Consider the following 12,140-nt stretch of genomic DNA (forward strand, 5'->3'; position numbering starts at 1 on the left):
ATGCCAGGCACCATCCACCGGCAGACCCAAGATCCCTACCAACTGACACATGTATCGGGACTTCACCACTGACAGATGTCATGGGACTGAATAGTCACGTGCGAACGGAAACTGTCCAAGATCTCAAGGATTGTGGCCGAAGCGCGGCGCGACGGCGGGTGTCGCGGTCGTGAGACGACCGGCGTGCGGCGATGGAACCCCGCGGCAGGACGGTCCGGCGCAGCGGCGAGGCGTTGAGACCGCCCGCCGACCGCCGCAGACCACCGGTGGTACGGCGTGGTGACCGGCACCGCCACCATCGACAGCCGACAGGTCTGCTAGTTGGCCAGCGCGGGTTGATGCTTCCGCCTGCTCGGCCCGCCCCAACCGCACCGCCCGGTCGCCCGTGCCGCCCGCCCGTGCCGCCCGCCCTGCCCGCCCACGCTGCCCAGCCAGCCGACCGGCTAACGCCCGCCGGCGGCGCGGCGGGAGCGGAGCGGCCGCGGCGCTAAGGCACCAGGGCAGGGCAGCACGGCAGGGCGGCAGGGCGGCAGGGCGGCACCATGGCCGGGCCGCGGTCCGGCCGGGCGGGCGGCGATCGGATGGGTGGGTGAGGCGGGGTGCGGGAACAATGGCGGTGGCGGGCTGGTTGTGGAGGGTGTCGGTGTGACTCAGTGTCCCCGGGCCTCACCTAATATCGCCCTCGCGGAATACCGTTCGGCTGGAGCCGCGTCGTGCCACTCGCCGAGAGGCGACCTGCACACCGACACCAGCGCCGCCCCCGGCCCACCAGCCGGGGGCGGCGCTGTCGTGCGTCCTCGGTTCGCGAACCTGTCTCAGTTGACCTATCTTCAGAGGGTCGCTCGCGTGGGAGGGGGTGTCGGGGTGGGTCTACGGACCTTTATCGAGGGTTGGCCGGTCTATCGCCAGCTCACCGGCCCGGACCCGCTGGGCCGGGGCGCCGCGGCGAAGTCCGATGGGTCCCGGGCGCTGACCGCCCGCACCGATGACGCCGATTCGATGGCTCGTTCTGTCTGCCCGTACTGCGCTGTGGGGTGTGGTCAGCGGGTGTTCGTGAAGGACGGGCGGGTCAGCCAGATCGAGGGTGATCCGGACAGTCCGATCTCGCGGGGTCGGCTCTGTCCGAAGGGCGCGGCGAGCAAGAGCCTGGTGACCAGTCCGCTGCGGCAGACCAAGGTCCGCTACCGCCGGCCGTACTCGACGCAGTGGGAGGACCTGGAGCTCGACACGGCGCTCGACATGATCGCCGACCGGATCCTCGCCGCCCGCGAGCAGACCTGGGAGGACGTCGACATGCAGGGCCGGCCGCTCAACCGGACGCTGGGTATCTCCAGTCTGGGTGGGGCGACGTTGGACAACGAGGAGAACTACCTCATCAAGAAGTTGTTCACCGCGATGGGGGCGCTGCAGATCGAGAACCAGGCCCGTATTTGACACTCCTCCACCGTCCCCGGTCTGGGGGCCAGCTTCGGTCGTGGCGGTGCGACGGATTTCCAGCAGGACATCGCCAACGCTGACGTCATCGTCATCCAGGGCTCCAACATGGCTGAGGCACACCCGGTGGGTTTCCAGTGGGTGATGGAGGCCAAGCGTCGGGGGGCGAAGGTCTTCCACGTCGACCCCCGGTTCACCCGCACGAGTGCGGTCGCGGATGAGTACCTGCCGATCCGGGCGGGCACGGACATCGCGCTGCTCGGTGGGGTGGTGCGCTACATCCTGGACAACGAGCTGGACTTCCGGGAGTACGTGCTCGCGTACACCAATGCGGCGACGATCGTCAGCGAGAAGTTCAGCGACACCGAGGACGGCGATGGCTTCTTCTCCGGCTTCGACCCGGAGACCGGCGCCTACGTGCAGGACAGCTGGCAGTACGAGGGGCACGAGGGTTCGTCGGGCAGTGGGCACACGGCGCAGGAACGGGACAGCGCGGCGGGGTTGACGCACGAGTCGCACGGCGCGCAGGTGAGCGGCCAGACCCGCCGCGACGAGTCGTTGCAGCACCCGCGCTGCGTCTACCAGATCCTCAAGCGGCACTTCGCCCGTTACACCCCGGAGATGGTGGAGCGGGTCTGCGGCATCTCGCAGGCACAGTTCCTGGAGTTGGCGCGGGCGTGGACGGAGAACTCCGGCCGGGACCGGACCGGCATGCTCGTCTACTCGGTGGGCTGGACGCAGCACAGCGTCGGCGTGCAGTACATCCGCACCGGCGCGATCATCCAGCTCCTGCTGGGCAACATGGGCCGCCCGGGTGGTGGGGTGATGGCCCTGCGCGGGCACGCCAGCATCCAGGGCTCGACCGACATCCCGACGTTGTTCAACCTGCTGCCCGGTTATCTGCCGATGCCGCACCACGCCGAACACCCGAGCTTCGAGGAGTGGGTGGACAGCATTCGCCATCCGGGGCAGAAGGGGTTCTGGGGTAACGCGGGGTCGTTCGCCGCCAGCCTGCTCAAGGCGTACTGGGGTGACGCGGCGACGCCGGAGAACGACTTCTGTTACGGCTACCTGCCGCGCATGACCGGTGATCACGGCACGTACCAGCAGGTGCTGAACATGATCGACGGGAAGATCAAGGGGTACTTCCTGCTCGGGCAGAACCCGGCGGTCGGGTCGGCGCACGGCCGGGCGCAGCGGCTCGGGATGGCCAACCTCGACTGGCTGGTGGTCCGCGACCTGTTCATGATCGAGAGCGCGACGTTCTGGCAGAACGGCCCCGAGGTCGCCACCGGCGAGATCGTGCCGCAGGAGTGCCGCACGGAGGTGTTCTTCCTACCCGCCGCGTCGCACGTGGAGAAGGAGGGCACGTTCACCCAGACGCAGCGGTTGTTGCAGTGGCGGGAGAAGGCCGTCGAGCCGCCAGGTGACGCCCGCTCCGAGCTGTGGTTCTTCTACCACCTGGGCCGCCGGCTGCGCGAGAAGCTGGCCGACTCGCCGCTGCCGCGCGACCGTGCGCTGCTCGACCTCACCTGGGACTATCCCACGCACGGTCCGCACGCGGAGCCGAGCGCCGAGGCGGTGCTGCGCGAGATCAACGGGTACGACGTGGCGACCGGCCGTCCGCTGTCCAGTTTCGCGGACGCCCGCGCGGACGGCTCCACCGCGATCGGTTGTTGGATCTACACCGGCGTGTACGCGGACGGGGTGAATCAGGCGGCCCGGCGCAAGTCCCGCCACCTTCAGGACTGGGTGGCCGCCGAGTGGGGCTGGGCGTGGCCGGCGAACCGGCGCATTCTCTACAACCGTGCCTCCGCCGACCCGGACGGCAACCCGTGGTCCGAGCGCAAACGCTACGTGTGGTGGGACGCGGAGAAGGCCGAGTGGACCGGCTACGACGTGCCGGACTTCGAGAAGACCAAGCCACCGTCGTACCGGCCGCCGCCCGGCGCGTCCGGGCCGGAGGGCATCGCGGGCGACGACCCGTTCGTCATGCAGGGCGACGGCAAGGGCTGGTTGTACGCGCCCAGCGGTGTCCTGGACGGGCCGCTGCCGACGCACTACGAGCCGGTGGAGTCGCCGGTGCGTAACCCGCTCTACGGTCAGCAGGCCAACCCGACGCGCAAGATGTACGCACACCCGGTGAACTCGGTGAACCCGAGTCCGCCGCAGGAGCACGCTCAGGTGTTCCCGTACGTGTTCACTGTCAGCCGGCTCACCGAGCACCACACCGCCGGTGCGATGAGCCGGACGGTGTCACCCCTCGCGGAGTTGCAACCGGAGATGTTCGTCGAGGTGTCCCCGGCCCTGGCCGGCGAGGTCGGGCTGACGCATCTGGGTTGGGCGCACCTGGTCAGCGGCCGCGCGGTGATCGAGGCGAAGGTGCTGGTGACCGATCGGCTCACCCCGTTGCGGGTGGACGGTCGGATCATTCACCAGGTGTGGTTGCCGTACCACTTCGGTTTCGAGGGTCTGGTGACCGGCGACTCGGCCAACGACCTGTTCGGCATCAGCCTGGACCCGAACGTGCTCATCCAGGAGAGCAAGGTCGGCACCTGCGACGTGCGGCCGGGCCGTCGTCCCACCGGCCCGGCGTTGCTCGACCTGGTGGCCGACTACCAGAGGCGCGCCGGGATCATCCCGGGCCAGCACGCGCCGGCCGTGACCACCGACGACGAGGGGAAGGAGCACGATGCTTCCTGACCCGAACAGCCTGTACGGTCCGCTGGACCCGGCACCCGAGGCAGGCTATGAGAACGCGCCACCGCGAATGGGGTTCTTCACCGACACCAGCGTCTGCATCGGCTGCAAGGCCTGCGAGGTCGCCTGCAAGGAGTGGAACGGCGTTCCGGAGAGCGGCCTGGACCTGCTCGGCATGTCGTACGACAACACCGGTGCGTTGACAGCGAACTCGTGGCGACACGTCGCGTTCATCGAGCAGCCCCGCCCGGCCGGGCATGGTGTCGCCCTGGCGGACGTTCTCGGGGCGCCGGTCGACGCGGACCGGGCCCGGCCGGTCGGCGCGGGACCGCAGTTCCTGGGGATGCCGGGGGCCCAACCACCGGGCCGGGGCACGGGTGTCGAGGAGCGCACGGATTTCCGGTGGTTGATGATGTCGGACGTCTGCAAGCACTGCACCCATGCCGCCTGCCTGGACGTGTGTCCGACGGGTTCGTTGTTCCGCACGGAGTTCGGCACTGTGGTGGTGCAGGAGGACATCTGCAACGGCTGCGGTTACTGCATCTCGGCGTGTCCGTACGGGGTGATCGACCAGCGTAAGGACGACGGTCGGGCGTGGAAGTGCACGCTGTGCTACGACCGGTTGGGCGCGGGGATGACTCCGGCGTGTGCGCAGGCGTGTCCGACCGAGTCGATCCAGTACGGGCCGCTGGACGAGCTGCGTGAACGCGCCGCCGCCCGGGTGACGACGCTGCACGACGGGGGCGTGCCCGAGGCCCGCCTGTACGGGCACGACCCTGACGACGGCGTGGGTGGTGACGGCGCCTTCTTCCTGCTGCTGGACGAACCCGAGGTGTACGGGCTGCCGCCCGACCCGGTCGTGACCACCCGTGACCTGCCGAAGATGTGGAAGCGCGCCGGCCTCGCCGCTCTCGCCATGGCGGCGGCGACCGTCGCCGCGTTCGTCGGAGGTTCCTCATGATCCCGTCGGGCGCCGTGGGCGACCGGTTCCGTCGCTTCCGGGAGCGGCTCGCCGACGAGAACGGTCACCGACCCTCGGTGACCACCCCCGGGGGTGACCAGGCGGTGCGGCGCAGCGGCGAACCTCCCGGCCGGCGGCGCAGGCGGCGCGGCGGTGGCGCCGAGGAACTGCGGGTGCCGGAGGCCGAGTTCACGTCCTATTACGGTCGGCCCATCCTCAAGGGGCCGGTGTGGAAGTGGGACATCGCAGCGTACCTGTTCACCGGCGGGCTGGCAGCCGGCTCGTCGCTGCTGGCCGCGGGTGGGCAGCTCACCGGGCGGCCCGCGTTGCGGCGCGCCGGTCGGGTCACCGCGTTGGCCGCCGTCAGCGCCAGCGCCGTCTTCCTGGTCAAGGACCTGGGCCGGCCGGCGCGGTTCCACCACATGCTGCGGGTGGCCAAGCCGACCTCACCGATGTCGATGGGTACCTGGATCCTCACCGCGTACGGTCCGGCGGCGGGTGTCGCCGCGATCGCCGAGGCGGCCGGTGTGCTGCCCCGGCGCGGTCTGCTCGGGCTGGCCGGCCGGGCGCTGCCGTCGATCGGGCACGCCGCCGGGCTGCTCGCCGCCGGCACCGCTCCGGCGCTGGCCACGTACACGGGGGTGTTGCTGGCCGACACGGCGGTGCCGTCGTGGCATGAGGCGTACCCCGAGTTGCCGGTGATCTTCGCGGGCAGCGCGTTGGCCAGCGGCGCCGGCGTGGGTCTGCTCGCCGCGCCGCCGGCTGAGGCCGGGCCGGCCCGCCGGATGGCGGTGGCCGGCGCGGCCCTGGAGCTGTACGGCGCGCATCGGGTGGAGACCCGACTCGGCCTGCTCAGCGAGCCCTACCGGTTGGGTCGGCCGGGTCGGTTGCTGCGCGCCGGGCGGTTGCTGACCGCCGGCGGGGTGGCGGGTGCTCTGCTGGGCCGGCGCAGCCGGGTGGTCGGGGCGCTCTCGGGGACCGCGCTGCTGGCCGCGTCGGTGCTGACCCGGTTCGGCATCTTCTACGGCGGCGTCGCCTCGGCCCGTGACCCCCGCTACACAGTGGTGCCGCAGCGCGAACGGGTCGAGGCGCGGCGAACCGCCATGGATCTTCCATCTGATCGGGCGGAGCCGCCCGCGGTGTGATCGAATGTCCGGTGGAGGCGTTCAGGCGGCTGGTGCCCCTCCCGGTCTTCAAAACCGGAGTGGTCCGGGACCCGGGCCAGGCGGGTTCGATTCCCGTCCGTCTCCGCCACACCGCTTGCAGGAGATGACGTGATGGGCGACGGCCCGGTGGACCCGCGACGTCGGGTGCCCCGTACGGACACGCTGCTCGCCGACCCGGTGCTGGCCGCCGCCACCGTGACTTTCGGCCGGGAGCAGGTCAAGGCCGTCGTCTCCCACGCGCAGGGCCGCGCCCGTCGCGGTGAGCTCAACCCCGACGAGGTACGCGACGCGGCGGTCGCCGCGTTGCCCACGCCCGGCCCCCGGGTGGTGCTCAACGCCACCGGTGTCGTGCTGCACACCAACCTGGGTCGGGCGGCGTTGTCGTCCGCCGCGGTCGCCGCGGTGGTGGCCGCCGCCGGGCACACCGACGTCGAGTTGGACCTGGCCACCGGCCGGCGGGCCCGCCGTGGCCGGGGCGCCCTCGACGCGCTGGCCGCCGCCGTGCCCGACGCGGGCGCCGTGCACGTGGTCAACAACGGCGCGGCCGCGCTGGTGCTGGCCGCCACCGTGTTGGCCGCCGGCCGGGAGATCGTGGTCAGCCGCGGCGAACTGGTCGAGATCGGTGACGGTTTCCGCCTGCCAGACCTGTTGGAGAGCACCGGCGCGCGGCTGCGCGAGGTGGGCACCACCAACCGCACCACAGTCGCGGACTACGCCGCTGCGCTCGGCCCGCAGACCGGTTTCGTGCTCAAGGTGCACCCGTCGAACTTCCGGGTCACCGGCTTCACCTCCGCCGTCGGGGTACGGCAACTGGCCACGCTCGGGGTGCCGGTGGTCGCGGACATCGGCTCCGGGCTGCTCGGCGCGGACCCGCTGCTGCCTGACGAACCGGACGCGTCCAGCACCCTGCGAGCGGGCGCCACGCTGGTCACCGCCAGCGGCGACAAGCTGCTCGGTGGGCCGCAGGCCGGGCTGCTGCTCGGTGACGTCGAGGTGGTCGACCGGCTGCGACGTCACCCGCTGGCCCGGGCGCTGCGGGTGGACAAGCTCACCCTGGCCGCGCTCGCCGCCACAGTGCACCAACCGCACAACCCGACCCGCGCGGCGCTGCACGCCGAGCCGGGTGCTCTGCGGGAACGGGTGGAGCGCCTGCGGGACCGCCTCGGCGCGGACGGCCGCAAGGCGGAGGTGGTGCCGGCCGTCGCGGTGGTCGGCGGGGGCGGCGCCCCCGGCGTGGAGTTGGACTCGTGGGCGTTGAGCCTGCCCGAGCGGTACGCGTTCCCGCTGCGCACCGGAAACCCGCCGGTCCTCGGGCGGGTGGTGCGCGGGCGACTCCTGCTCGACCTGCGCTGTGTGCCCGCCGACGCCGACGACGCCGTCCGCGCGGCGGTGCTGCGCGTACCCGGGGACGACTGAACGTGTTCGTCGTCGCGACCGCCGGGCACGTCGACCACGGCAAGTCGACACTGGTCCGGGCGTTGACCGGGATGGAACCCGACCGGTGGGCCGAGGAACGCCGCCGGGGGATGACCATCGACCTGGGTTTCGCCTGGACGGCGCTGCCGTCCGGCGCCACCGTCGCCTTCGTCGACGTACCCGGGCACGAGCGCTTCGTGCCGAACATGCTCGCCGGGGTCGGCCCGGTCCCGGCAGCGCTGATCGTGGTGGCCGCCGACGAGGGCTGGATGCCGCAGTCCGCCGAGCACCTGGCCGCGCTCGACGCGCTCGGCGTCGCGTACGGCCTGCTCGCGGTGACCCGCGCGGACCTGGCCGATCCGGGACCGGCGACGGCCCGCGCCCGCGCCGAGATCGCCGCGACCAGCCTCGGCGCGGTGCCGGCGGTGGCGGTCAGCGGCCTGACCGGCGCCGGCCTGCCAGAGCTGCGGGCCGCCCTGGACCGCCTCGCCGCCCAGTTGCCCGCGCCGGTCGTGGACGACCCGGTCCGGCTCTGGGTGGACCGCAGCTTCACCGTGCGGGGCAGCGGCACAGTCGTCACCGGGACCCTCGGCGGCGGCCGGCTACGGGTCGGCGACGAACTGGAGCTCGCCGGCGCCGACGAACCGGTCCGGGTTCGTGGCCTGCACTGCCTGGGCGAGGCCCGCCCGGAGGCGGCGGCGGTCGCCCGGGTCGCGGTCAACCTTCGGGGTACGCCGCGCGACCGGCTCGGCCGGGGCGACGCGCTGCTCACCCCGGGCCGGTTTCACCACACCGACCTCGTCGACGTCCGGCTCACCGGCGACCCGGCCGGCGACCTGCCGGCCACCCTCACCCTGCACGTCGGGTCGGCGGCGGTGCCGGTACGGGTGCGCCCGCTCGGCCCGGACACCGTCCGGCTGCGGCTGGCCCGCCCGCTGCCGTTGCTGGTGGGTGACCGGGCGCTGCTGCGGGACCCGGGCCGCCACCACGTCAGCGGCGGGGTGCGGGTGCTGGACGTGGCACCGCCACCGCTGGGCCGACGGGGTGCGGCCGCCGCCCGCTCGCAGGTCCTCGCCGAGTTGGACGGTCGACCCGACCTGGCGGGGGAGCTGCGCCGTCGCCGACTGATCCGGGCCGGCGCGTTGATCCGGATGGGTGTGCCGGTGCCTACCGGGCGGGACAGCCCGGCGTGGGCAGCCTCGGTGGCCGGTGACTGGCTGGCTGACCCCGCACACTGGCGGCAGCTCGGCGAGCGGCTGACCGAGGAGGTCGCCCGGCACGCGCGGGAGCACCCGTTGGAGCCCGGAATGCCGGTGGACGCCCTGCGTCAGCGCCTCGCCCTGCCCGACCGGGTGCTGGTCGAGGCGCTGGTCCGGCCGCCGCTGCGGATCCACGCCGGTCGGGTCGGTGCGGCGAGCGCCAACGCGCTGCCCGAACCGGTGGCCCTGGCCGTGAGCCGGGTCCGCGCCGAGTACGGCGACCGGCCGTTCCGCGCCCCGGAAGCGGACCGCCTCGTCGACCTCGGCCTGGGCCCCCGGGAGATCGGCGCCGCGGTGCGGGCCGGGGCTCTGCTGCGGCTGGCCGACAACGTGGTGCTGCTGCCCGACGCGCTCGACGACGCGGTCCGGGTGTTGGCCGGGTTGCCGCAGCCGTTCACCCTCTCCGCGGCCCGGCAGGCGTTGGACACCACCCGCCGGGTGGCGGTGCCCCTGCTGGAACTGCTGGACCGGCGGGGCGCGACCCGCCGGCTGCCCGACGACGCCCGGATCGTCGTCACCTGAACGCGCGCCCCTTGCGGGACTGACAGGGTGGCGTCGACATGCGACGGTGGGCTGATGGTCGAGGTGATGGCGTCCCGGGCGCTGCCGTTCGGTGGCCGCTGGCGGGAGATCATCCCGGTGGTGCTGCGCTGGGCGCTGCCGGTGCTCTGGGTGCTGTGGGCCGCTCTGGCGTGGTGGGTGGAGCCCCGCCAGTCGACCGAGGCCCAGCTCGACCGTGATCTCGCGACCGGCCAGGTGGTGGCCTTCCAGCGGGCGTCCGGCTGGGCCGACGACGGCGCGTACTGGGGGAGCCGGCCTCGACCGCAGTCTGCGACGAGCGGTGGGATGCTCGTCTGGTCCGTGCCCAACGGCCAGAGCCGGTACACCCTTGACGCAACGCCCGGCTGGGATTCGTACCTGGCCGAGCCGGACCCGTCGGCGGGTGCCCCGCCGAGCTGGCGGGACGCCCAGCTCGCCGCCATTTCCGCTGCGGGGAGCGCGGACGGTGACCCCGGGCAGCGGATCGGGAACGCCGCGGGTCTGCTCGCCGGTGTGCTGACCGTGCTCTGGCTGGGCCGATTGATCGGTGGCGCGCCGCCGCTGGTCGGCACCCGGTGGTTCTGGTTCTGGGTCGGGCTGCTGCCGTTCGGGGCGGGTGTGTTGGCCTGGACCTACCGGGAGCTGTGGAGACCACCGCCGGTGCCGGTGCCTGACCGGGGCTCGGGGTGGCGCGGGCTCGGCTGGCTGATCCTCGCCGCGGTCGGCATCAGCCTCCTGGTGTCCGTTGCCCGCATCGTGTTCGGGACGACGGTGGTGCCGGGCTGAGCCGCCGATGCCGGGCCAACCGGCCCCGAGGTCGGCGATGGTCACCTACGGTGACGCCATGGACCCTTCGGCGGTCTGGCGGGACCGGCAGCACAAGTGGCGGATCGAGGCGTACCGGGCGCCGGACCTCCGTTTCGCCATCTACGCCACCAACGGCCCCACCGAGTCGGTGCCGCTGTGGCTGTTCGGCATGTCGGCCCTGGCCCGGTGGCTGATGACCCACGCCATCTCGCTGGACGACCTGGAGGTCGACTGAGCGGGGGCGCGGTCGCAAACACCGCCCACGCCGCGCCCCGCTGCGGTTGAGTGACCTCAGGCGGCGGACGGGGGCACGCGATGGGCAGTCAGCTCGGGCAGTTGGTGTTGGTGGCCGTGCTGGTGCTGGTCAACGCCGCGCTCTCCGGCAGCGAAATGGCGCTGGTGACCTTGCGGGAGGGCCAGTTGCGGCGGCTGGGCCGGCGCAGCCGCGCCGGTGACCGGTTGGTGCAGCTGTCCCGCGACCCGAACCGCTACCTGGCCACGATTCAGCTCGGCATCACCCTGGCGGGATTCCTCGCCTCGGCGGCGGCCGCGGTGTCGTTGGCCTCTCCGCTGGTCGGGCCGTTGGGTTTCCTCGGCGCGGCGGCGCGTCCCGCCGCGGTTCTGCTGGTGACCGTGCTGCTGACCTTCGTCACGCTGGTGCTCGGTGAGTTGGCCCCGAAGCGGCTGGCCATGCAGCGGGCCGAACGTTGGGCGCTGCTGAGCGCCGGCCCGTTGGATCTGTTGGCTCGGGTGTCCCGGCCGGCGGTGTGGCTGCTCAGCCGGGCCACCGACGCGGTCGTGCGGCTGGCCGGTGGTGACCCGCGGGCCAACCGGGAGGAGATGACCGAGGAGGAGTTGCGGGAGATGCTGGCCAGCCAGCGCGGCCTGTCGGCCCAGCAGCGGGAGATCCTGACCGGCGCGTTCGACATCGCCGGCCGGACGCTTCGGGAGATCCTGGTCGCCCGGCGGGAGGTGACGACGCTGCCCGCCGATCTGGCCGCCGACGAGGGCGTCCGGCGGCTCGCCGCCGCCGGCCGGTCCCGCGCTCCCGTCACCGGCCCCGGCGGCCTGGACGAGGTGATCGGGGTGGTGCACATCCGTGACCTGGTGCGGGCCGGCACCGCTGAAGTGGGTGAGCGGGTCCAGGCGCCGCTGCTGCTGCCGGTGACCCTGCCGGTCGCCGACGCGATGCGTCAGCTGCGCCAGGAGCATCAGCAACTGGCCCTGGTGGTCGACGAGCACGGGGGCATCGACGGCATGATCACCATGGAGGATCTTCTGGCCGAGGTGGTCGGTGAGCTGTACGACGAGACCGACCGTGACGTGCACGGGGTGATCCGGGAACCGGACGGGTCCCTGCTGGTGCCCGGTGACTTCCCGCTGCACGACCTGCCCGACCTGGGGGTGCGGCTGAGCTTCCCGTTGTCCCGGGACTACACGACAGTGGCTGGTCTGGTGCTGGCCCGACTGCGGCACCTGCCGGACTCCCCGGGTGAGACGGTGCGGCTGCCCGGTCTGACCCTGCAGGTGGTGGAGGTCGCCGACCGGGCGGTGCGCCGGGTACGCCTCTGCGGGTTCGTCACCGAACGCTGAGCGTTCACCCAGAAGGTTGACAAAAGGTCTAAACCGGCAAAGCGGGGAACGCGGTACGCCTACGGTGCCAGACGTGAAGGACCGAGGGTTGCGTACGTTCGTCACGGTGCTGGCCGGCCTCGCGGTGATCTACTTCGGCAGCGCCGGCCGCAGCCCCGAGGAGGGCCGTGGCATCTCCGGCGGGGTCGTGGTCCTGGCGCTGCTCGCCGCGTTGCTGGTGTGGCACCTGACCCGCCCGGGCGACAAGACGGTCAAGTGAGCGCC

The 12,140-nt window shown here is 72.6% G+C and carries 9 protein-coding genes and 1 tRNA gene; all 10 read left to right on the forward strand.

Annotation, left to right across the window (positions count from 1 at the left end):
* Nucleotides 1-864 precede the first annotated feature (864 nt).
* The 10 genes from fdh to ACFYPG_RS00050 all read left to right on the forward strand — a co-directional run bounded on the left by fdh (nt 865) and on the right by ACFYPG_RS00050 (nt 12,135).
* Nucleotides 865-4,137 carry a formate dehydrogenase gene (fdh, locus tag ACFYPG_RS00005; protein WP_387349150.1) on the forward strand — a complete coding sequence of 1,091 codons (3,273 nt, stop codon included), beginning with the start codon at nt 865-867 and terminating at the stop codon, nt 4,135-4,137.
* Nucleotides 4,127-5,095, forward strand: coding sequence for a 4Fe-4S dicluster domain-containing protein (locus ACFYPG_RS00010; protein ID WP_387349152.1), 969 nt, complete (start codon nt 4,127-4,129; stop codon nt 5,093-5,095). Before fdh ends, ACFYPG_RS00010 begins: the two co-directional genes overlap by 11 nt.
* Nucleotides 5,092-6,240, forward strand: coding sequence for an NrfD/PsrC family molybdoenzyme membrane anchor subunit (gene nrfD / locus ACFYPG_RS00015; protein WP_387349153.1), 1,149 nt, complete (start codon nt 5,092-5,094; stop codon nt 6,238-6,240). Before ACFYPG_RS00010 ends, nrfD begins: the two co-directional genes overlap by 4 nt.
* Nucleotides 6,241-6,253: 13 nt before the next feature.
* Nucleotides 6,254-6,349 (forward strand) — tRNA-Sec (locus ACFYPG_RS00020).
* Between the two features lie 23 nt (nt 6,350-6,372).
* Nucleotides 6,373-7,677, forward strand: coding sequence for an L-seryl-tRNA(Sec) selenium transferase (gene selA / locus ACFYPG_RS00025; RefSeq protein WP_387349155.1), 1,305 nt, complete (start codon nt 6,373-6,375; stop codon nt 7,675-7,677).
* A gap of 2 nt (nt 7,678-7,679) precedes the next feature.
* Nucleotides 7,680-9,458 carry a selenocysteine-specific translation elongation factor gene (gene selB / locus ACFYPG_RS00030; protein WP_387349157.1) on the forward strand — a complete coding sequence of 593 codons (1,779 nt, stop codon included), beginning with the start codon at nt 7,680-7,682 and terminating at the stop codon, nt 9,456-9,458.
* 54 nt (nt 9,459-9,512) lie between these two features.
* The gene (locus tag ACFYPG_RS00035; RefSeq protein WP_387349158.1) at nt 9,513-10,262 is read left to right on the forward strand and encodes a hypothetical protein; all 750 of its coding nucleotides are present in this window, start codon (nt 9,513-9,515) and stop codon (nt 10,260-10,262) included.
* 58 nt (nt 10,263-10,320) lie between these two features.
* A complete protein-coding gene (locus tag ACFYPG_RS00040) occupies nt 10,321-10,518 on the forward strand; it encodes a hypothetical protein (protein WP_238669770.1) in 198 nt (65 codons plus the stop codon).
* An 80-nt stretch (nt 10,519-10,598) separates the two neighbouring features.
* Nucleotides 10,599-11,876, forward strand: a complete 1,278-nt coding sequence (locus ACFYPG_RS00045; protein ID WP_387349160.1) for a hemolysin family protein — start codon at nt 10,599-10,601, stop codon at nt 11,874-11,876.
* Nucleotides 11,877-11,949: 73 nt separating this feature from the next.
* A complete protein-coding gene (locus ACFYPG_RS00050) occupies nt 11,950-12,135 on the forward strand; it encodes a hypothetical protein (RefSeq protein ID WP_036410487.1) in 186 nt (61 codons plus the stop codon).
* Nucleotides 12,136-12,140: the final 5 nt, after the last annotated feature.

The sequence above is a fragment of the Micromonospora sp. NPDC005553 genome (assembly GCF_042871765.1).
In the GTDB taxonomy this organism is placed as follows: Bacteria; Actinomycetota; Actinomycetes; order Mycobacteriales; family Micromonosporaceae; genus Micromonospora.